This window comes from Fibrobacter sp. UWR3, from assembly GCF_900143055.1.
Classification (GTDB): domain Bacteria; phylum Fibrobacterota; class Fibrobacteria; order Fibrobacterales; family Fibrobacteraceae; genus Fibrobacter.
Map to the genome: position 1 here is coordinate 47,533 of NZ_FRCW01000005.1, position 20,798 is coordinate 68,330.

General features: G+C 53.7%; 16 protein-coding genes and 2 tRNA genes. 11 read left to right on the forward strand and 7 right to left on the reverse strand.

What is annotated here, in order from left to right:
- Positions 1–51: 51 nt before the first annotated feature.
- The 3 genes from argH (at position 52) to BUA44_RS07845 (ending at position 3,161) form a co-directional block, all read left to right on the forward strand.
- On the forward strand, positions 52–1,485 hold the full coding sequence (argH, locus tag BUA44_RS07840) for an argininosuccinate lyase (RefSeq protein WP_072810559.1): 1,434 nt from the start codon (positions 52–54) through the stop codon (positions 1,483–1,485).
- Positions 1,486–1,538: 53 nt separating this feature from the next.
- Entirely contained in the window at positions 1,539–1,676 is a 138-nt protein-coding gene (locus tag BUA44_RS15675) for a hypothetical protein (RefSeq protein WP_175547226.1), read from the forward strand.
- A gap of 183 nt (positions 1,677–1,859) precedes the next feature.
- On the forward strand, positions 1,860–3,161 hold the full coding sequence (locus tag BUA44_RS07845) for a pyridoxal phosphate-dependent aminotransferase (protein WP_072810561.1): 1,302 nt from the start codon (positions 1,860–1,862) through the stop codon (positions 3,159–3,161).
- Positions 3,162–3,210: 49 nt separating this feature from the next.
- Here BUA44_RS07845 and BUA44_RS07850 read toward each other — a convergent pair whose 3' ends face one another.
- Positions 3,211–4,029, reverse strand: coding sequence for an exodeoxyribonuclease III (locus tag BUA44_RS07850; protein WP_072810563.1), 819 nt, complete (start codon positions 4,027–4,029; stop codon positions 3,211–3,213).
- Between the two features lie 223 nt (positions 4,030–4,252).
- Here BUA44_RS07850 and BUA44_RS07855 point away from each other — a divergent pair, with 223 nt between their 5' ends.
- The 8 genes from BUA44_RS07855 (at position 4,253) to ligA (ending at position 13,005) form a co-directional block, all read left to right on the forward strand.
- Positions 4,253–4,855: a hypothetical protein gene (locus BUA44_RS07855; RefSeq protein ID WP_072810565.1), complete on the forward strand. Its 603-nt coding sequence runs from the start codon at positions 4,253–4,255 to the stop codon at positions 4,853–4,855.
- A gap of 75 nt (positions 4,856–4,930) precedes the next feature.
- Positions 4,931–5,821, forward strand: coding sequence for an MBL fold metallo-hydrolase (locus BUA44_RS07860; protein WP_072810568.1), 891 nt, complete (start codon positions 4,931–4,933; stop codon positions 5,819–5,821).
- Between the two features lie 76 nt (positions 5,822–5,897).
- Positions 5,898–6,653 (forward strand): tRNA (guanine(46)-N(7))-methyltransferase TrmB, encoded by a 756-nt coding sequence (locus BUA44_RS07865; protein ID WP_072810570.1) that lies wholly within the window; start codon positions 5,898–5,900, stop codon positions 6,651–6,653.
- Between the two features lie 65 nt (positions 6,654–6,718).
- Positions 6,719–8,368 carry a DNA repair protein RecN gene (gene recN / locus BUA44_RS07870; protein ID WP_072810573.1) on the forward strand — a complete coding sequence of 550 codons (1,650 nt, stop codon included), beginning with the start codon at positions 6,719–6,721 and terminating at the stop codon, positions 8,366–8,368.
- Positions 8,365–9,519: a CDP-alcohol phosphatidyltransferase family protein gene (locus BUA44_RS07875; protein WP_072810575.1), complete on the forward strand. Its 1,155-nt coding sequence runs from the start codon at positions 8,365–8,367 to the stop codon at positions 9,517–9,519. The genes recN and BUA44_RS07875 overlap by 4 nt, the downstream gene beginning before the upstream one ends.
- A 131-nt stretch (positions 9,520–9,650) precedes the next feature.
- Positions 9,651–9,724 (forward strand) — tRNA-Met (locus BUA44_RS07880).
- A 51-nt stretch (positions 9,725–9,775) separates the two neighbouring features.
- Positions 9,776–10,726 carry a geranylgeranylglycerol-phosphate geranylgeranyltransferase gene (locus BUA44_RS07885; protein WP_072810577.1) on the forward strand — a complete coding sequence of 317 codons (951 nt, stop codon included), beginning with the start codon at positions 9,776–9,778 and terminating at the stop codon, positions 10,724–10,726.
- A 68-nt stretch (positions 10,727–10,794) separates the two neighbouring features.
- Positions 10,795–13,005 (forward strand): NAD-dependent DNA ligase LigA, encoded by a 2,211-nt coding sequence (ligA, locus tag BUA44_RS07890; RefSeq protein WP_072810580.1) that lies wholly within the window; start codon positions 10,795–10,797, stop codon positions 13,003–13,005.
- A 280-nt stretch (positions 13,006–13,285) separates the two neighbouring features.
- Here the strand turns inward: ligA and BUA44_RS07895 are convergent, their stop codons facing one another.
- The 6 genes from BUA44_RS07895 to BUA44_RS07915 form a co-directional block, all read right to left on the reverse strand.
- The gene (locus tag BUA44_RS07895) at positions 13,286–15,343 is read right to left on the reverse strand and encodes an FISUMP domain-containing protein (RefSeq protein WP_072810582.1); all 2,058 of its coding nucleotides are present in this window, start codon (positions 15,341–15,343) and stop codon (positions 13,286–13,288) included.
- Positions 15,344–15,537: 194 nt separating this feature from the next.
- Positions 15,538–15,610: transfer RNA gene (locus tag BUA44_RS07900), tRNA-Glu, on the reverse strand.
- 73 nt (positions 15,611–15,683) lie between these two features.
- Complete coding sequence (locus tag BUA44_RS16080) at positions 15,684–17,633, reverse strand: peptidylprolyl isomerase (protein WP_072810584.1); 1,950 nt, start codon at positions 17,631–17,633, stop codon at positions 15,684–15,686.
- A 222-nt stretch (positions 17,634–17,855) separates the two neighbouring features.
- Entirely contained in the window at positions 17,856–18,212 is a 357-nt protein-coding gene (locus BUA44_RS15330) for a hypothetical protein (RefSeq protein ID WP_178348771.1), read from the reverse strand.
- A 9-nt stretch (positions 18,213–18,221) separates the two neighbouring features.
- Positions 18,222–19,775, reverse strand: a complete 1,554-nt coding sequence (locus BUA44_RS07910; protein WP_072810586.1) for an FISUMP domain-containing protein — start codon at positions 19,773–19,775, stop codon at positions 18,222–18,224.
- Entirely contained in the window at positions 19,762–20,598 is an 837-nt protein-coding gene (locus BUA44_RS07915; RefSeq protein ID WP_072810588.1) for a TIGR02147 family protein, read from the reverse strand. The genes BUA44_RS07910 and BUA44_RS07915 overlap by 14 nt, the downstream gene beginning before the upstream one ends.
- Positions 20,599–20,798 lie beyond the last annotated feature (200 nt).

Sequence of the window (20,798 nt, forward strand, 5' to 3'; positions counted from 1 at the left end):
GACACTCGCATTTTACTAAATTCGGCATCCGTAAAACAAAAGGATTTGATAATGGCAAAGACTAGCGCAAAGAAATCGGAAAATTCAGCCAAGAAGGGCACCCAGACCAACATGTGGACCGGCCGTTTCGCTAGCGGCATGGCGCAGAGCATGGTGGACCTGAGCTTCAGCCTGCAATTTGACGCCGAACTCATCGAAGAAGACATCGAAGGAAGCATCGGGCACGGCAAGGGCCTGGTGGAATCCGGTGTGTTAAGCAAAGCCGACTACAAGAAGATTTGCGATGGCCTAGAGAGCATCCTCAAGGACTACAAGGCCGGCAAGAACCTGTGGAAGGAATCCGACGAGGACATCCATATGGCCGTGGAACGCGTGCTCACCGAACGCATCGGTGCACTCGGCAAGAAGATTCACACGGGCCGTAGCCGTAACGACCAGGTCTGCACGGACTTCAAACTCTACATGCGTCACCGCGCCACCGAAATCCGCGCCCTCGAAGTTTCTTTGATGGAAACGGTGCTCGACCTCGCGAAAAAGTACTTCGGCAAGATGATGCCGGGCTACACCCACCTGCAGCAGGCTCAGCCCATCTACTTCAGCCATTACCTGATGAGCATGTTCTTTGCCGTGAGCCGCGACGTGAAACGCCTCGACAACTTTTTGGAACTGCACAGCGAACTCCCGCTCGGTAGCGGCGCCATGGCCGGTTCCGCGTTTCCGTATCACCGCGCCCTCGTCGCAAAGGAACTCGGATTTAACGGAGTCTCCCCGAACAGCATCGACGCCGTGAGCCATCGCGATATGATGCTGGAATTCGAAGCCGACCTCGCCATTATCGCGAACACCATGAGCCGCTACGCCGAAGACTTCGTGAACTGGAGCACCAGCGAATTCGGCTACCTCACCCTGCACGACGCCTTCTCTAGCGGATCCTCGATGATGCCGCAGAAGAAGAACCCCGACTCCATGGAACTCATCCGCGGAAAGTCCGGCCGCATGCTCGGTAACTTCAGCGCCCTCTACACTCTGGTGAAGGGTGCACCGCTCAGCTACAGCCGCGACCTGCAAGAAGACAAGGAACCGGTATTCGACTCCGTCCATAACGTGAAGGTGATTCTCCGCGTGATGAAGGAAGCCCTGGAAAGCGCACGTTTCAATTTCGACAAGATGCATGCGAAGATGCTGCCGGCGCTGCTGGCTACCGACCTCGCTGACTTGCTGGTCGAATCCGGCGTACCGTTCCGCGATGCCCACCACGTGGTCGGTAGCCTGGTCGGCGAAGCCGCCCGCCAGGGCCTCGAATTCACGGACCTTAGCGACGAGGCCTGGGCCAGCGCCGGCGTCCCGAACGTGAAGCAGATGAAGAAGACGCTCACCTTCGAATACAGTGTTTCCCGCCGTAATATCGAAGGCGGCACCGGTCCCAAGTCCGTGAAGCAGCAGTTCGGCAAGGCCGCCGCGATTCTGAAGAAGTTCAAGAAATAAACTCACAAAAAAATTTCTTGACTTTCGCGAAAATCGAAACTATATTTAAGGCCATGAACAAAATCTTTGGACAGAACATCGCAGCAGATGCAAGAATTGCAGCTAACGCCGCAATGGCGAAAGCAGCAAGCCCGGCAGCAGCCCGAGCTATTGTGGGGCTGTCCAGAGAAACCAAAGTCTGCAAGGCATAACGCCAAAATCCAGATAGCAAGTTTCAAGGGCAGCCCCGCAAAAGGCTGCTCTTTTTGCGACCGCTCGTTCTTATTTACCCCCTTTTTAACCACTAACCACAAGGAACAACGGAAATTCTTGAACAATTTTATGCTATAATTACAGCGCAAAAAGAATTTTCGATACCTATACAGGAGCATAAAATGCGCAGAAGACTTTTGAGCGAAGGTGCCAAGGAACTCTCTTACGAAATCCGCGAGATCGTGAAGAAGGCAAACCAGCTCAAGGCACTCGGCCTCCCCATCCACTGGGAAAACATCGGCGACCCGATTGAAAAGAAATGCCAGTTGCCCGACTGGATCAAGGACATCGTGGTCGACCTCGTCAAGACGAACCGCAGCTACGGCTACTGCCCCTCCAAGGGCATGCTCGAGACCCGCGAATTCCTGGTCAAAGAGAACAACAAGCTCGGCGGTGCACAGATCAACGTCGACGACATTCTGTTCTTCAACGGCCTCGGTGACGCCATCGCCACCATCTACGGCCTGCTCTCGATGAACACCCGCATTATCGGACCTGCGCCGGCTTACAGCACCCACAGTTCCGCCGAAGCGGCCCACGCCCACACGGCCCCCATCACCTACAGCCTCCAGCCCGAGAACCACTGGTATCCGGACCTGGAAGAACTTGAAAACAAGGTGAAGTACAACCCGAGCATTGCGGGCATCCTCATTTTGAACCCGGACAACCCGACCGGCATGGTCTACCCGCTCGACATCCTCAAGAAGATTGTGGACATCGCGAAGCGCTACAACCTGTTCATCATCTGCGACGAAATCTACAACAAGATTACGTACAATGGAGCCCACGCCTACGCGCTCGCCGAATACATCGGAGACGTTCCGGGCATCGCGCTCAAGGGAATCTCGAAGGAATACCCGTGGCCGGGCGCTCGTTGCGGCTGGGCCGAATACTACAACCGCGACAAGGACGAACAGTTCGACGCCTTCTGCCGCGCCATCGACAACGCGAAGATGGTGGAAGTCTGCTCGACCACGCTCCCGCAGATGACCATTCCGCGTGTGCTGGGCGACCCGCGCTTTATCGAGCACCGCACCGCGCTGAACGAGAAGATTGGCCGCCGCAGTGCCATCATCAACGAAATCCTTTCCGACATTCCGGAACTGTACTTCAACCCGACCTACGGCGCGTTCTACAACACCATCATCTTCCGCGAAGGGACGCTCAACAGCCACCAGACGCTCAAGATCGACAACCCGATTATCAAGAAGAAGGTGGAAGAATGGTGCAGCAAGACGACGAACCTCGACTACCGCTTCGTGTACTATCTGCTGGGTGCGAAGGGCATCTGCGTGGTGCCGAGCACGAGCTTCTGCACGGACTTGAAGGGCTTCCGCGTGACGCTCCTGGAAGAAGACGAAGAGGAACTGCGCGAAGTGTTCACGACCATCCACGATGCCATCGTGGAATACCTGCACTCGTAGTCGGTACAGACAAGTTAAGAAAAGTCGCTCAAAAGGGCGACTTTTTCTTTTAGATTTCGGCGTCTACGGATGCGGGCTTGATTGGGATCGGCGCGAACGGCGGTTCCAGTTCTATGCTGATGGGGCAATGGTCCGAACCCTGCACGGAGGAATGAATCTCAGAATTCAGTACATTCGGCATGAGCGCTTCATCGACAAACGCATAGTCCAGACGCCACCCCACGTTACGGGCACGCGCACCAAAGCGGTTGCTCCACCAGGTATAGGCTTCTCGCGTATCGGGGTGCAGGTTACGGAACGTATCCACGAAACCGTTTTCTACGTACTTGTCCATCCAGGCGCGTTCAATCGGCAGGAACCCGCTGACATTCTCGTTTTCCTTGGGGCGCGCGATGTCGATTTCCTTATGGCAGGTATTGTAGTCCCCCACCGTAAGCACGTGCTTGCCGTTCGCAAGCCAGCGGAGCGAATTCTCGAGGAACGCATCGTAGAAGCGCAACTTGTAGTCCAGGCGGTCGTCGCCCGAGCCTCCGTTCGGGAAATAGATGGAGTTGAGGACCCAGTCCGGAAACACGAGCTGAAGCACGCGGCCTTCCTCGTCGAACTCGTCGATATCGAACCCGTAGTTCACCATGTCGGGCTCGATGCGGGAATACACGGCAACACCGCTGTAACCCTTCTTGCGCTTGCACGCATTCCAGTAAGTAAAGTAGCCTTCCGGATTCCGAAGCGTGTCGGGTACCTGGTCTTCTTCGGCTCGAACCTCCTGAAGGCAGAGGATATCGGGTGCCGTACTGGCGAACCATTCCTCGAATCCTTTCTTGAGTGCCGAACGTATACCGTTCACGTTCCAACTGTATATATTCATCTTATACCGTAACCCAATCTCTCGAGGTTAAAGATAGGTTTTTAAATCCAAAAGTGTATAGACCAAAGCGAAAAAAGAAAAAACTCCCGCATCGCGAACGTTTGTAATAATATTTTTACATAAGATTTAGGATAAAATCTCAATTTTGAGCAAAGTTGCTAATTTTTTTCACTAGATTTGAGAAAAGAAATGTTTTTTTCTTTAGAAAATTTATATTTGAATCATGAATTCTAAAATCCTCGCCATCAAGCTTACCGCGTTTCTCGCATCCCTGACATTCTTTTCCGGCTGTGCCGGTTCGTCCAACGGGGACGACCTTGAAGTTCCCACGAACCTCCCCCCCATCTGCCGTGACATCGACTTCGTCGCGAACCCCGACATGCGCGAGATGTGCGGCGTCCGCAAGGCTCACAACAAGGCTTACAAAAACATTCCGCAGCAGCGCTACCTCATTAAGCCCAGCGAGACTTCCATCGTGAAGACGGGCAACAAGCTTGAACTTCGTTTCCAGAATTCCCTACCGCTCTACCTGGAAGGCCCTATCGTGAACGAGATCCTCTTCAACCAGGAAAAGCGCCTCGAAAGAATCAAGAACACCTACGACTACCACGAAATCTACAACAAGGTTTCCAAGGAACGTACACGCATATTCAAGATGGGCATCCCGACCGACTTCGGCAGTACGCGCGAATTCTGCTTCCGCATCCCCGAAGCAAAGGGTAACGCAAGAACACGTAGCAAGGCCATGGGTAACAACATCGAGCGCATAGATTGCGAAGACTTCGAAACCATCGTGAAGGCGGAAAAAGCGGCAAAGGGACTCTAGACCCCGCTACACCTTTTAAACGGAGCCGCATGACCTGCGGTTCCTTTTTTTTCTAAATTAGGCCACGGTACAAACGTGACAACAGAAAGCAAGTACATCCACAACGCACTCAAGCAGGTCCACCACAAGGCCCCGTGCTCGAGCGTTTACGGTTTTTCCATTTCGGGACTTGCAACGTATATGCAGTTTCCCGAAATGAACTTCTGCATCGACATGGGAGAATGCCCGCTTTCGGCCACCCCCATCGACCACGTGTTCCTCACGCACGCACACGGCGACCACGCACGCTGCCTCATGCGTCACCACAGCCTCCGCAAGATGATGGGCGTAGAACGCGACAGCGTGTACTACATTCCCGAAAGCATCTTTGAAGGGGCAAAGGACTGGATCCGCGCCGAAGCGATGTTCGAAGGAGTGAGCGAAGCCAAGTTCCGTTACCCGGAAATCGTTGCCGTCAGGGCAGGAGAACGCATTCCGCTACGCTACAGGAAGGACATGGTCCTGGAACCCTTTGAGGTGAAACACTCCGTCCCCGCGATGGGCGGCACGCTCTACCTGCACAAGAGAAAGCTCAAGGACGAGTTCCTCGGGAAGGACGCAAGCGAAATCATCGCACTTCGGCAGGCAGGTGTCGAGATTACGCGCGAGGTATTCGAACCGCAGATGAGTTTCATGGGAGACTGCCTCGGCGAGAGCCTGCTCGAGAACCGCTCCGTTTTTGACTCGAAAGTCCTCGTTACCGAATGCACGTTTATCGCCCCCGAAGACGAGCCCATGAGCCGCAAGAAGGGGCACACGCATCTCGACCATATCGTACATGCGCTGAACGAACTTGGGGACGAAGTCAAGTGCGAACAGATTATCCTCACGCACTTCTCGATGAAGTATTCGGAAAAGTATATCCGCGAGACTATCGCGAAGGAAATACCGGAGAAATTTAGAGAGAAGGTCGTAGCGTTTATTTAATTGATGATTGATGATGTATAATGGATGATTAGTTGTTGGGTTGCGAGATGTTTATTGCGGGAGGAATAGGAAAAGTATGAGTGAAGATGTAATCAACAAGAACGTAGAAGAAGCTACTGAAGATGCCGGCGAAAAGCAGGTCGTAATTCCGGAATTCTACCGCGATTTGAACCGGGACAGCGAGCACAGGAGCCTCTGGCACTACGTGTTCCGCACGAACGGTGACCGCAAGCCCATCAAGACAACCGACGGCCTCCCCCACAAGCTGGATTTCAACTGGAAAGACATGTTCGAAAACGAGAACGGCCACATCGAGGTCGAAATCGGGAGCGGCAAGGGCAACTTTATTGCGGACTACGCCCAGAAGCACCCCGACTACTTTATCATGGGTAGCGAGTGGGACTACACGTGGGCCGTATTCGCGCATGATCGCATGGAAAAGCGCGGGGTGCTCGACAACGCGTCCATGCTGCGCGGCGATGTGTTCTACTTCTTGCGCGATGCAGTAAAGAGCAACACCGTAGACGCATTCCACATGTACTTCCCGGACCCGTGGCCCAAGGAGCGCCACCACAAGAACCGCCTGTTGCGCCCCGACTTCCTGACCGAGGTCGCCCGCGTGCTCAAGCCCGGCAAGCGCCTGTTCTACTGGGGTACAGACCACAAGGAATACAACGAGATTGCGCTTGAAACGTTCGACAACTTCCCCGGATGCAAGGTCGTCGTGCGCAATACCGCAGAACCGACCGAGGGCATCACCACCGGTTTTGAACGCAAGTACAGGAAAGAAGGCAGGCCCATCTACCGGAGCGTAATCGAGTTCGAAAAATAAGTTTTTTTTCGGATGTCAAAATTTGTCTGGTCGCGCGATTTGGAATTTTCTAATTTATCGTCACTATGTTAAAGACTCTTTCGATAAACGATTTTACCCTGATTGCCAAGGCAGAAGTCCCTTTCCGCGAAGGGTTCACGGCCATTACCGGCGAAACCGGCGCAGGCAAGTCCGTACTTCTCAAGGCGCTCCGCATGGTCTGTGGTGACAAGGCGCAGGCATCGATGGTACGTACCGGCGAGAGCAAGGCCGTCATCGAAGGCATTTTTGACATCAGCAACGAACCGAAAGTCAAGAAGATTGTCGAAAATCTCGGAATAGACTGTGACGACGAGCTCGTTATCCGGCGCGAGATTCTCGAGAACGGCAAGGGCCGCACGCGCGTCAACGGCAATATGGTAAATCTCGCCGACCTGCAGGAAATCGGAGAGCACCTCATCCAGATGCATGGCCAGAGCGAGCAACTCCTGCTCCGCGATACGCGCACGCACGCCCAGATGCTCGACGACTTCGCGAACGACTCGCAGGTGCTTTCGCAATACACTGCCGCCTGGAATGCCTGGAACCAGACACTCGCGCAAATCGAGGAAACCGAGAACAAGGCGAAGAACCTCGCCGCCCAGAAGGATTTCCTCAAGTTCCAGTACGACGAGCTCTCGAAGGCGGCCCTCCGCGAGGGCGAAGAGGAAGAACTCGAAGACAAGGTAAATATCGCGAGCAAGGGCGAAGCGGAACGCAACTACATCAACGATATCCAGGCGCTTCTCGGCGGCGATAGCGGCCTCCTGGACCAGGTACAGATTCTGCAATCCAAGATGCGCGCGCTGGCATCGAAAATCCCGCATTACGAGGAATACGTGAACTCGCTCGCAGAGGTCGCCGACCCGTTCGAAAGCGTCTGCAAGGACCTGCTCCGGCTTTCCCCCGCGCGTTCGCTTTCACCCGCCGAAATCGACCGTGCAAATTCGCGCATTGCTGCCATCCAGAAACTCAAGCGCAAGTACCGCACCGATGTCGCCGGCCTCATCGCGCTTACCGCACAGCGCAAGGAAGAACTCGAAAGCCTCGAGAACCTGGATGCAGACCTCGAGGAACTCGCCCGCAAGGCCCAAAAGCACCAGGCCGAAATGCAAGAAGCCGCAACAAGGCTGACAGAAATCCGCAAGGCGGCCGCACAGAAATTCGATGCCGACGTGGAGGGAAATCTCCACACGCTCGGTATGCCCAAGGCGACCTTCCATACGAGCATCGAAAAGCAGGACTTTGCCGCGAACGGGGCCGACAAGATTGAATTTATGTTGGCACCGAACCCGGGCGAAGGGGCTAAATCGCTCCAGAAGGCGGTATCGGGCGGTGAACTGAGCCGCGTTTTGCTCGCCATCAAGACCGTGATGGCAGAACTCGACGCCGTTCCTTTGCTAATTTTTGACGAGGTAGATTCCGGCATCAGCGGTGAAGTGGGCAACAACATCGGGATTGCGCTCAGAAACCTGGGCAAGCACCATCAGGTACTCACCATCACCCACCTGCACCAGGTCGCAAGCCGTGCCGACAACCAGCTGGCCGTAAGCAAGCAGGAAGTCGATGGGCGCACGTACACCTCCGTAACGAACCTCGATGCGGACGGACGTGTCAACGAACTCGTGCGGATGCTGGGCGGTGAATCTGCCACGGTACGCGAGCACGCGAAACAACTTTTGGAGAATTGCGAATGAGCGAAAACACAACAGACGTGCGGTTACGCAGCCGCATCTGGAGCCTACTACGGGCGCTCGTTTTTGTCTGCGTCATCATCTTCATCTGGCTCGGCATGGCGAAGACCGCCTGCGCCTTCGTGCTTATAGCCCTCATCATGGGATGGGTGAACCTCTACCAGTTGCGTAGCCAGGAAATCGAGAAGCCCTACTACAGGCTCTGGCTGAACGTTGTCGACGGTCTGTTGCAGTTCAGCGTCATGACAAGCATTTTCGTGCGCGACCTCTACTATTCCGAAAGCGCAGAAAAACTCCTCGGCATCGGTTGCGCCTTTATTCTCGGGCGACTCATCGCGCATTCCCTGTTTTCTCTCGGTGTGCTGCGCGAAGGCAAGAAACTGCCGCAAAAACGCCGTTGGTCCAAGCTTGCAAACCTTGCGACCACGGTCACGATGGGCGTCTACCTGTTGAACCTCGAGGACTATCAGCAAATTTGCATGGTGGCGACCATCCTGCTGATTGTAGCCTCCACAGTCGCCTACGCCTATTGGTACTATCGCGACCCGGCACACCGCAAGCCGCTCTCCATCGCAAGCCAGCTTACGATGAGCCGTATCGTGCTCACGCCGTTCTTCCTCTGGGTATTCTTCTACGACAACGACCTGAACTACAGCAACAACAGCATCGTATTCAAGGTGCTTGCGCTCGCGATGGTTCTAGGGTTCATGCTTACCGACTTTTTGGACGGGAAACTCGCCCGCGCCATGGGCGAAGTGAGCACGCTCGGCAAGTACCTCGACCCGTTCAGCGACAAGATTTCGAACATGACGATTTTCATGTGCTTCATCGCCACGAACTATGCGCCCGTGTGGATGGTGGCGCTCATCTACTTCCGTGAATCCAGCGTGGAGACTCTCCGCACGCTCGCCGCCAGCGAGGGGCTTATCATGCCTGCACGCAAGAGCGGCAAGTGGAAGACAGCCCTCCAGGGAATCGGCATCGTGGCAATCCTCCTCGGGGCGATTGAACCCGTGCGTGCGCTCGTCCCCGGCCTGGGTGACATCTGGCACATATTCCCGACAATCGTCATGGGCATCATTACCGCCATCACCATCATCAGCGGTATCGACTACTTCGTTTCGAGCAAGCACATCCTCAAGAAGTTCGTGTAGCGCACACTTCGTCATGCTCGCGTAGGCGAGCATCTTTTGGAAAATTGCGTTTTTTCGCTTATTTTCGCAGAAAAAGCGGTTCTACCCTTGACATAACCATAAAAATTTTCTATATATGGCAACAACCTCGACGCGGGGTGGAGCAGTTGGTAGCTCGTCGGGCTCATAACCCGAAGGTCGCAGCGTTCAAGTCCTGCCCCCGCTACTAAAAAATCCGGTTCAAAGCCGGATTTTTTCTTTTTTATATTTGTAGCCGATGTTTGTCGAACTCCTCAAGATGACCCGCCCCAAAAACATCGTGATTGCCATAATCACGCTCGTGGTCGGGTATATGCTGCTCGGGTTTCCCAATTCGCTTTTCTTGCCCGACGACTGCCATTCTGACTTTGATTGGATTGGCTGGTCTACCGTTATAGTGGAAGCGTTCGGGTTCGCATTCGCCATCGGGTTTGCGAACATCCAGAACGACATTTTGGACCTGGAAAGCGACAAGATGAACCGCCCCGAAAGGCCGCTCGTAACCGGGAAAGTTTCGGTAAAGGCCGCACGCATAACCTGGATTGCCCTATTCGTGCTGATGCTCCTCTGCGGACTCGGAGATTCTAACTCATCCTCTCCGTTTGAATACCTTCCGCTCGGCTTCTTCTTTTTACTCGGGGCTCTCCTGATAGCCTACAACAAGTGGCTCAAGCATATTCCCCTGTTAAAGAATATGACGGTAGCCTTCCTCTGCACGACTCCCCTGTTCTACGCCCTGATGGGTTATCTCATACTGTCCAATCTCATCCTACCTGGAAACAAATACGCACAAGAACACATCTGGGCCATAATCCCGGCAATCCCGTTCGCGTTTTTGCTCACGACTGCGCGTGAAATCTACAAGGACCTGGAAGACGAGACAGGCGACCTGAAGGCAGGCATCATGACGTTCCCGCTCATCGCGGGCTCGGCAACCGCCAGGAGGCTCGCCGGCGCCATCATCCTCTTCACCTGGATTTCGCTCCCGCTCCCAGTATTCTACATGGACAAGGTGTTCGGGCACAACTACCCGCCGCTGTTCCTGATTATCACAGGCATTGCGCTCACGCCGACATTCGCGGTAATCCTATTCAGCGCCCACCGCAAGAACTACCGCCGGGCACAGTCGCTCACGAAGGTGGCAATGTTCGCAGGCCTCATCGCGCTTATCGTCTGCACAATTTTTTAATTCCACAAGTAACGAATCGAGCCAAAGACTGCGCAAAAAAAATGCGCAAAACTTGCTATATTAAGGCCATGACCGAACAGAAAGACTTCGACTTTACCCGCTATTTTGAACTGAAGAAGCAACTGGAAGAAGCGAGCCGTCTCTACTACAAGGAAGGCGTTTCCCCCATGAGCGACCAGGATTTCGACTTCGGGCTCAAGGAGATGGAAGCGCTCGAGGCGAAGTACCCGGAACTGCGCGGTCAGGGTTCGCTCACGCAGCGGGTCGGCAGTGACCTGACGAATGACTTTGCGAAGGTCGCGCACGCCGTGCCCATGCTCAGCATCGCGAACGTGTACAGCGCCGAGGAAATGGCAGAGTTTGTAAGGGCCGCAGAAGACGGAATTGCCGATCTAGACGAAAGACGAAAGACGAAAGACGAAAGAGGCGAGAACAACCCAGAATCTCTATCGTCTATCGTCTACCAGCGAAGCGATCTTTCGTCTAAAAAATGGATTTGCGAGCGGAAAATCGACGGCGTTTCGCTTTCCATCGTGTACGAGAACGGACGCTTGAAGCAGGCGGCCACCCGCGGCGACGGCGCCCAGGGCGACGACGTGACCCTGAACGCACTCACGATTGCGGACATTCCCGAATACTTTGACGCGAAGAAACTGAAGATTGACCCGAGCGAAATCCCGCAGGGCACTTTCGAGGTGCGCGGCGAAGTCTACATGGAGCGCGAAGCCTTCGAGCGCCTGAACGAGCAGTTCATATTGGAAGGCAAGAAGATTTTCCAGAACCCGCGCAATACCGTCTCGGGTTCGCTCAAGCTCAAGAGCGTGGCCGAATGCAAGACTCGCCCGATGCGATTCTTCGCCTACCACATACCGCAAAGCAACAACAAGACACACGAAGAAAACCTGCTACAGCTCAAGCGCCTCGGGTTCCACACGAACGACTACTGGACAGCGGACACCACCGACGAAATCATGAAGATTTCGGAGCAGATTGGCGCGAGCCGCGACAGCCTCCCCTTCGAAATCGATGGCATGGTCGTGAAGCTGAACGACCTTGCCATGCAGCGCGCCCTCGGAACCACGAGCAAGAGCCCGCGCTGGGCCATCGCCTACAAGTTCAAGGCCGAGCGCGCCTACACGCCGCTCCTTTCCGTGGAATTCCAGGTGGGCCGCACCGGTGCGGTCACGCCCGTAGCGAACCTTGCACCCGTGCGCCTCGCGGGCACCACCGTCAAGCGCGCCACCCTCCACAACTTCGACGAAGTCTCGCGCCTGGACCTGCATTACGGAGACACCGTCGGCGTCGAGAAGGGCGGCGAAATCATCCCGAAAATTACCGACGTCAAGAAGGAACTCCGCCCCGCCGGAGCCTCCCCCGTCGTCGCCCCCGAAAAATGCCCGGTTTGTGGCGAGCCTTTGACGCACGTGGATGGCGAAGTCATTCTCCGGTGCGAAAACATGCACTGTGCGGCGCAGGTGCAATGCCTGTTCGAGCATTTCGTGAGCCGCGAGGCCATGAACATCGAGAACCTCGGCCCCGCCCTCATCGCAAGCCTGATTGCTACAGGCAAAATCAAGCGCATCCCGGACCTGTACCGTCTCACCATCGAGGATTTGGAATCGCAGGAGCGTATGGCCAAGAAGAGCGCGAAGAACGTCTACGACGCCATCGCCGCCTCGAAGGAACGTAGCCTCGAGAACCTTCTGCACGGGCTCGGCATCCGATTCGTGGGCCGCACAAGTGCCAGGAACCTCGCGAAGCACTTCCGCACGCTGGAAAAAATCCGCACAGCCACCGTCGAAGACCTGCAGAACGTGACCGACGTGGGCGAACGCATCGGGAAATCCGTCTACGACTTCTTCCACACGCCGCTCTACACGAACGAAATCGACGAACTCGTGGCCCTCGGGTGCCCCACCGAATTCAAGGGCGTCGTGAAGACGCTATTCCAGGGGCAGACCGCAGTCATTACCGGAACGCTCCCGAGCATGGACCGCGATGAGGCCCGCAAGCTCATCGAAGAGAACGGCGGGAAGGTATCGAGTTCCGTGAGTAAGAAGACGAGCTGGGTCCTCGCCGGCGAGGCGGCCGGAAGCAAACTCACGAAAGCGAACGAGCTCGGCATTCCCGTGCACGACGAAGCATGGCTTTTAGCGCAGATTGCCGCAGCAGATTCCGACGCAGGTAACGAGAAGCCCGCGGCATTACCTGCCAGCGACAACAGCGGCATTTCGGGCAACAAAGCCGGCGATGCAAACGGACAACTTAGTTTGTTCTAAGGTGCCGGGCGCAATAGTTGGGCCCGCAGCGCTATAGGGAGAAAAATAGGACTAAACGCCCAAAAACTGTGCATTTAGTCCTATATTTTTCATACAAAGTAACAGATTTTCAGCAAAGGTTGTTCATACGCCGCTCAAAAGCCACACATTTTCCCTCGTTTCCGCTCATTTTTTTCAAAAAAGGGGCAATTGCCCCCAAAAACAATACACATAAATTAACAAAAATAGGACTAAACGCTACAAAAATTAGCATTTAGTCCTATTTTATTGCAAAAAAGCACTATTTCTGCTGCAAGGCACCCGCAGCAGCATTCCCCTGCGCAGCAGCATTCCCCTGCGCAGCAGCATCCCCAGCAGCCGCGGCACTATCCCCCGCCGGAGCAGAATTCCCAGCCGGAGCAGCCTTCGTGCTATCCGCCACAGCAGGCGCATTCTTCACGCAGCGCAGCGAGAACGCAGTATTCTCGAAGTCTTCCGCGCGCATCACATCGTCCTTGCTGTTGATGAGGTTCCAGTAGGCAGCACCCGTATCGCCGCCGCCACTTGCCTCCCAGAAGTACGCACTCGTGCCGAGTTCCATAAACTCGCCATCGTTGTAACGTGCACCCGCAGGTATGGCATTGAAGCCCGAAGCCTCGCTAATCGGCGCACCGCCTCGCACCCAACCCTCGCGCATCTTGAGCGCGGCCGCAATGCTCCCCTTCTTCATCTTGGCGACACCGAGCATCATGTCACTCCATTCCTTCTGCGAGGGCACGTGCCAACCCGCAGGGCAAATGCCCTGGTGCTCGACGGTAATCGCGCCTTCCACCGGATTCGTGATGAAGTCTGCAGGCAGGCGCATCGCCACATGCCACGGGTAAAGCCTCCCGTAACTCCTGCAACGGATATCCTTGTCCTCGTAGCAGAAGCTCCCGGGGGCAGCAAACCGCAGGTTCTCCGCCATCCAGCGTGTACCGCCGATTTCTACGGTCTTGTAGCGGTTCTCGTCGCGGGAATCATACAGTGCAGTGCTATCGTAAATCTCGTCCACGCCAGGCGGGTCCATCAGGCAACGCACCGGGAACGCCCCCGCCTTGCCCGCACTGTCTCGCACCAGGTCGTCGCTATCATACCGCAGCGACCAGAACAGCGCCGTAACGGAATCCGTCTCGGCGGTGCTCCAGAAACCCGTCACGGAATCAAGCCCGCTAAACGGCAAATTCGCCGGCAATATGCCCGAAGGAAGCGCGTTGAACCCGAAACCGTTCTCGCCAGGCAGGGAGTTGTCCGACTCCGGCCAGATGTCGCGGGCCTTCAGGTTCGCACCCACGCCTACCGCCTCGTCGATATCCTTGAGGTAGGCGTTAAGCCTGTCGAAATCATATATGCTCGGGATATGCCAGCCGTAAGGGCACAAACCGCGGTGAGTCCGCTTCACCGAATCGCGGGCAATCTTCTCGCCATATTCCTGAGGGAGCTTCATTGCTGCAGACCACGTGTAGAGGCGCCCGAACTTCTTGCAGTTTTCTTCCTTTCCCCCATAACAGAAGCTTCCCGGCACATCTACGTCCAGGTTCTTCGCCATCCATACCTGGTCGCCCACGTGAATGGTGAGGATTTCCTTGTTCTGCACCGTCACCACCTCGACCTTCACGAAGTTGGGCGGCGGAGGCGGTTCGACCGGCTTGTAGTACTTCTCCTCGACGCAACGCACCGACACGGCGTTATCCTTCGCGTCGTAGACCTTCTCGAACGTTCTCGAATCGTATGTAATGCGCCAGAAGTACGCGCCGTACGCATCGTACTCGTTCGACGCCCAAAACTGCGTGGAGGCGCCCTTGTCCATAAATTCACCCACGTAGTGGAACTCACCCGCAGGCAAGGCGTTGAACCCGAACTCGTCGGAACCAGCAGGCAAGCGAAGTTCGCGATCCCAGCCCTCCTTCGATTTGAGGCTTATCCCCGCACCGTCGCTTATCCCCATCTTGGTTACGTAATAGTTGAGCTTCTTCCAGTCCTTGTTCGTCGGCACGCGCCAGCCTTTGGGACACACGTCGTGCACCTTCTTTACGGCATCCTTCGCGACGGTATGGTTGAAATAGTCCACAAGCCTCATGGAGGCCGCCCACGTATAAAGCCTTCCGTACTCGTTGCAGTACGAATCGTTCTTGTTGTAGCAGAACGTACCCTTCAACTTGAACCGCAGGTTTTCGGCCATCCAGCGCTGGTCGCCAATCTGTACCGTCTTATAGACCTGCTTGTCGCGCGGGTCCACCAGGTTCGGCATCGGGACAATCATGCCCGCGAACGCCGTAGAGACTGCCATCATCAGAAAAAGAGTCAAGTAACGCATCATACAAATAAAATAAATCCATTTTTCCTAAAACGTACAAACCCTACCCCAAAAAAGCACCCAAAAGCGCATAAAAAGCGTCCTAACAAAAGCAGCATACCTTTCATAACCCCGCAGCCATACTTGTATTGTCATGGTTGATAAAACCCGTTTTATCACAAAAAAAAGAAACCCACCTTCCGGTGAGTTTCTTTTCGTACCCCCAAGCGGACTCGAACCGCTGTTGCGGGAATGAGAATCCCGAGTCCTGGGCCACTAGACGATGGGGGCATCAGTTAAGCGGCACAAATATAACAAAAGAAGGTGAAACCGTCAACGGGAAAATCCCGTCAACGAAATTCAGCTATTCCTTGTAGAACAGGTCGAGGTTGCTTTCGACCGGAGTGCCCTTTTCCATATTGCTGACAAATTCATTGAACAGCGTCATGGAGGTAAAGCGGGAGGCATTTTCGACTTCCTGCTTCACGGCGCTCGTCACGGCAGAATCTTCGGGAGCGGTCTTGCCGTTCACACGGACCATCACGGCACCGAGCTCAGTTTCGATGACCGGGCCCCATTCACCCTGCTTCTGGCCGTTCAGCACCTTGTAGAGGGCAGCATTGCCGTAGCCGAAGCCCGGGATGTAGCCTTCTGCAGAAGCCTTGTAGTTCTGGACATTCACCTTCTCGATGGCACTTGCTGCAGCGGCGGCGGAATCAGCCGGGTCGGCTGCCTTCCATTCCTTCACCTTCGCGGCGACAGAGTTCAGGTAAGCGCCGGCAGCGTTCTCGGACTTGCGGGCCTTGAGGCTATTCTTGATGGCATCGAAGTGCAGGTCGATGCTGCGTTCACCGGCCTTGAGTTCCTTGTCCTTCTTGAAGATGGCGACAAACTTGTTGTTGCGGAGCACCTGCGACACGATACCTTCCTCTTCGGGGAGGTGTTCATTGGGCCATGCAAACGTAGTAACGCCCTTCAAGTAACCTAGGTCGTCCACGTTCTCGTTCCTGCCCACCCAGCCGGAGTGCTTGACTTCGAGACCGCGTTCCTTGACGGCGGCGGCAAAGTCCTTGGTACCGGCGTTCACTTCGTTCCTCACGCCCGTAAGAATCTTCTCGAGGCTGTCGATGGTTTCAGAAGATGCGTTCACGACAAGCAGGATATGGCCGACGTTGGCGGTAACCTTGCCGGTGGAATCGGTGGACTTGCCGAAGCTCTTGATGATGTGGTAGCCGAACTGGGTCTTGACCGGTTCTGAGACGGCGCCGGAATCAAGCGCGAGGGCGGCCTTCTCGAATTCAGGAACATATACGCCAAGGCCAGCAGGCTGGTCAAGCATGCCACCCTTCTCGGCACTGCCCTGGTCTTCGGAAGAAATACGGGCCATTTCCTCGAACGAAGCGGTAGAAGACGTATCGGCGAGCTGGAAGTAAATCGTCATCGCGTATTCACGCACACGCTCGTCGTCAGCGGCAGTGGCTGCGACCGGGATAGTCACGTAATCAAACTTCACGGCATCCTTTTCCACGAAGAAGCTGTCCTGGTGGGCATTGAAGTAACCCTTCACCATCGCCGTATCGACCGCGTCGTCGGCAACGGCGAAATCGCTTGCAGAAGCGAACGCGACATCGATATCGAAATCAGTCATGCGGCGTTCAACAGCCCACTTGGCCTCGAGCGACGTCGGGTGGATTCCAGCGCTGACCAGCGTTTGAAGTTGGCGCACAGGAATGTTCGTGTTCTTCATTTCTTCTTCGAGCTGGAGCATGGAGTTCCACTTGAAGGCCTCCGGAGTCTCGAGCCAGGCCTCGTAGTCTGCGGCACTTGCGGTAGAATCGGTCAGGAACTTCGGGAGCGAAGCGATGTAAGCCTGACTGCGCTGCATCAGGTCTTCCTGAGAGGTTGCCTGCTGCTGAATCGCAAAGAGACGATACTGAGCTTCCTGCACCAGGCGCTGGCGAACGGCATTAGAATTGGTCTTGAATTCAGACTTGAGTTCGGCGACCGAGGCTGCCAGTCCGGCCTTCTCGAACTGCCCGTCCAGGAGAATCTGGCGAACGAAGGAGCGGAACACGTCGCTACGGAGCTGCGCGTACTGCTCGTCCTCGAGGTGCTGGTTCTGGAACTGGTTCTGCTGCAGCATCTTGATGCGGGCATCAAATTCGGCATAGCTGATCTTGTGGTCGTTCACCACTCCGACAGGGTAGCTCTGTGCACTATTCGGAACACGGTCCATAGCCAACAGGCCCACGACAATACCTGCCGCGAAAATGACGATAACCCACTTGGCCTTTTCATTAATCCACGTTAACATAGAGTAGACTCCATTAAAATTTGTCGGGGCAAAATATAACAAAAGAAAACGACGCTTTCGTATAAAAAAAGGGAATTAGGCACAAATTAGCCCAAATCCCTGTATCATACGGATAATACCGCCAATCAGCCAAAGTTCCACTCTATTGCAAAGTAACCCGCCAGTAAAGTGGCATAATCGGTTCCAGAATAATCATCAACGTAATATGTTCCGTAACTCATTTTATTCTCCTATATTGGTTGATTGTTCAAGTAAGTTATAATCCTTCACGCAACGGAGCAATCCTTTCGTATACCGCGAAACGCTCTTTTCTTTCTGCACCATACTTGTAATTACCGCTTCGGTATTTTCAAAAGAAGTCCCATAACCATAAGTAAATCTATCCCCACCCATAAAATGAGTACCCACATCGTAATTTGCAGCAAAAAAATCTGCATACGGGAGCCAAATGCTATTAATCGTAACAAGGCCATGATTTACATAAGAGTCAAAAGGCACAACAGAAAAACCACTTTTATTTGACCCATCACGCCATTTCACTGAAGATTTTAGATCTGCAAGCGAATATTCATTTAGCAAGGCTCTCCATTAAGTAGTATCAGGAACGTGCCAGCCTTCCATGCATATTCCGCGTGTATTTTCTACAACAGAATCATTTTTTGCAACATTCATTACCATATACCATTCATAAACACAACCTATGGAAAGCGAATCCTTACAATCAGCACCATTTGTTGCATAAGTAAGATTCTCAGCCATCCACGTCATCCCCGCAATGTTGACCGTACGGTAGGTTCGGCCATCGCGCTCATCCGTCACGGAACCATATTCAACATCAGGGTTAAAGAACGCATCCTTAGTGTAATCAAAAATTGTTGCCGCAACCCAAGTAGGTTGATGTCCCAGATTGCATATAAAACTTTGACTATCAGGCATAACATACGAACCATCCGACCTGAACCCATTGACAGCCTCAATACAGTAAGTCCAGTTGCACTTACTGCCATCGCCATCTTTCTGTACGAGTGTACCATCAAGTGACTTGACGCAACCCATCCCAACAAAAATTTCGCTTGCATTCGCTTCACGCCACTTACCATTATCATACACATACGCCACAGTCGAATCCGTTTCAGACATTACCAGATGACCGTCTTCAACCGGCTCCAGCCCAAACGTATTCTGTTCCACGCCACTCGCACTTAACCACAGATACACACCAGATTCCGGTTCAAATTCCTTGCATATCAGAACCTTGCCCGCATTCTCCGACTTTTCTGCACGAACGGTATCCAGCACGCCAGATTTGTCCCTGTTGCACTCGCCCAATCCGTAAACCTTTTGCCAGAACGCAATGATGTAGTGTTCAAAATACCCAATCGAGGCATCAGGGAAATGCTGCCCCATAAACCTGCGAGCATACGCATACTCGTTGTAGCGCAACGCAGCCTTGTCGGCAAGCTTGACAAGTAGGTCGTCGGTAAGGCCTGCCGTAAGGCTTGCAATCATTTCGGTCACATCGGGTTCTGGGCCAGTCAACAACATAATTACGGAAAGAGCAAGAAGTTTTTCATTGTCAATAATGCTCGCATTTTCGAATGCTTGCTCCGATTGATCACCGAAGAAGGCTTCCGCAACTTCCCTTTCTGCCTGCGATTTTGCCTTATCGAAATCCATACCATTTTCCACGAGCGAAAGAATTCGCTTGTGCGTAATGTGCGTACCCACATTGATATTTATCTTGCCATCATTCCCGACTTTGGCGACAGCCTTTAACGAGAGCGGGTTTGTCGTCTTCAAGCCATAGAGTTCGTTCCAATAGTAACCATTCGCATCTAGCAGAACATAGCGGGAATCCAGCTCTACCTTGCCCAGCGAGAACGAACCGTCGTCGCCGTCAACGGTACCCGTGAAAGACTTGCCCGTCTGCGCAAAAGTTTGGGAATTCAGTTCGTACAAGGTAACAGTCGTACCTTTCACGAACGGCCCCTTCTCAACAACGCCCTCGATGCTTGCTGTAATCTGGTTCGGGTCGTCCGATGTTCCTGCCACAGATCTTGAATCATTGCAAGACGAAAGCCATGTGGAGGCAAGGCCCAGCGCAGCAATAGAAATTACAAATCTCAGGTTAGTCGTTTTCATGGGGAACCTCCTTCACCTTTCGGGTCAGCGGGAAAAACTGCAGGTTGAGTCTGTAGACCTGGTTAATATTCTTGTCTGCAACGGCAATGGATATAATCTTCTGGCGGAACGTCTCAAGTTCATGAACAATCCTGTCGTAGGTTTCATCAGAAATGCCCATAGTGACACCGGTGATGTTGCGCTCCGTCGTAGGCAGGTCAAGGGAATTCGCCGCGAGTTGCGACATCTGGCGGTGCGCCGTCCGGATTGCAAGGCGAGTCGCCTCGCTCGACCCCGTAATGGAACTTTCTGATTGAGAATACGTTCCATCCTTGGCCTTGAGCAACAGTCCAGAATCGGTAAGGAACTTTAAGGTTTCCTGAACCTCCCAAGCCGTTACTGGCGGGTAACACTTCTTCGCTAGTTCACCGGGAGTCGCCCCCGGCATCAACGGCGCAAGTTCACGCAAGGTCGGGTTCTTCCACGACTCGTAGTAATCAAAAAGCCTTTCTTCGAGAACACGTACCTTGTGGTTCTTCGCGATGGCACACATCCGCTCGAACGCCTCTTTCTTCTTTGCGTCCGATCTAGACTGGCAAAAGGTAACCATCGCACGGAAATACTCTACATCAAAACCCACGAGCCCCATCGCCTGTGCAGTACGTTCCACGCCCTGCTTACTCAGCTTGCTCTTACCGTCACAAACGACCTTCATGTACGAACAGGAAGAAAATCCTGCAAGGTTAGAAAACTCGCGCCACGAGAAAACGGAATGTGCCTTTCTGTCTTCGTAATAATCCAGCATGAACTTGCGGTAGTCTGTGTATTCGGTAATCGGCTTCATACCAAGAAATATACAATCGCGATTTTTAGAAAACAAGCATTTTAGTCAACAAAATTAAAGAAATTTTAAAAATTTTCGCATTTTTATAGTAAATTTTCTATTACATTTGCGTATATGCAATGAAACATTGCATATAGGATTTTTTCCAGGAACTCAAGTCACGACAGAAAGCAATAATCACGAATGCAAGTAAATTTCTA

Bases quoted from the DNA above. Each gene is read 5' to 3' on its own strand.
- argH (WP_072810559.1), top strand. From the start codon at position 52: ATGGCAAAGACTAGCGCAAAGAAATCGGAAAATTCAGCCAAGAAGGGC.
- BUA44_RS15675 (WP_175547226.1), top strand. From the start codon at position 1,539: ATGAACAAAATCTTTGGACAGAACATCGCAGCAGATGCAAGAATTGCA.
- BUA44_RS07845 (WP_072810561.1), top strand. From the start codon at position 1,860: ATGCGCAGAAGACTTTTGAGCGAAGGTGCCAAGGAACTCTCTTACGAA.
- BUA44_RS07850 (WP_072810563.1), bottom strand. From the start codon at position 4,029: ATGAATATATACAGTTGGAACGTGAACGGTATACGTTCGGCACTCAAG.
- BUA44_RS07855 (WP_072810565.1), top strand. From the start codon at position 4,253: ATGAATTCTAAAATCCTCGCCATCAAGCTTACCGCGTTTCTCGCATCC.
- BUA44_RS07865 (WP_072810570.1), top strand. From the start codon at position 5,898: ATGAGTGAAGATGTAATCAACAAGAACGTAGAAGAAGCTACTGAAGAT.
- recN (WP_072810573.1), top strand. From the start codon at position 6,719: ATGTTAAAGACTCTTTCGATAAACGATTTTACCCTGATTGCCAAGGCA.
- BUA44_RS07875 (WP_072810575.1), top strand. From the start codon at position 8,365: ATGAGCGAAAACACAACAGACGTGCGGTTACGCAGCCGCATCTGGAGC.
- BUA44_RS07885 (WP_072810577.1), top strand. From the start codon at position 9,776: ATGTTTGTCGAACTCCTCAAGATGACCCGCCCCAAAAACATCGTGATT.
- ligA (WP_072810580.1), top strand. From the start codon at position 10,795: ATGACCGAACAGAAAGACTTCGACTTTACCCGCTATTTTGAACTGAAG.
- BUA44_RS07895 (WP_072810582.1), bottom strand. From the start codon at position 15,343: ATGATGCGTTACTTGACTCTTTTTCTGATGATGGCAGTCTCTACGGCG.
- BUA44_RS16080 (WP_072810584.1), bottom strand. From the start codon at position 17,633: ATGTTAACGTGGATTAATGAAAAGGCCAAGTGGGTTATCGTCATTTTC.
- BUA44_RS07910 (WP_072810586.1), bottom strand. From the start codon at position 19,775: ATGAAAACGACTAACCTGAGATTTGTAATTTCTATTGCTGCGCTGGGC.
- BUA44_RS07915 (WP_072810588.1), bottom strand. From the start codon at position 20,598: ATGAAGCCGATTACCGAATACACAGACTACCGCAAGTTCATGCTGGAT.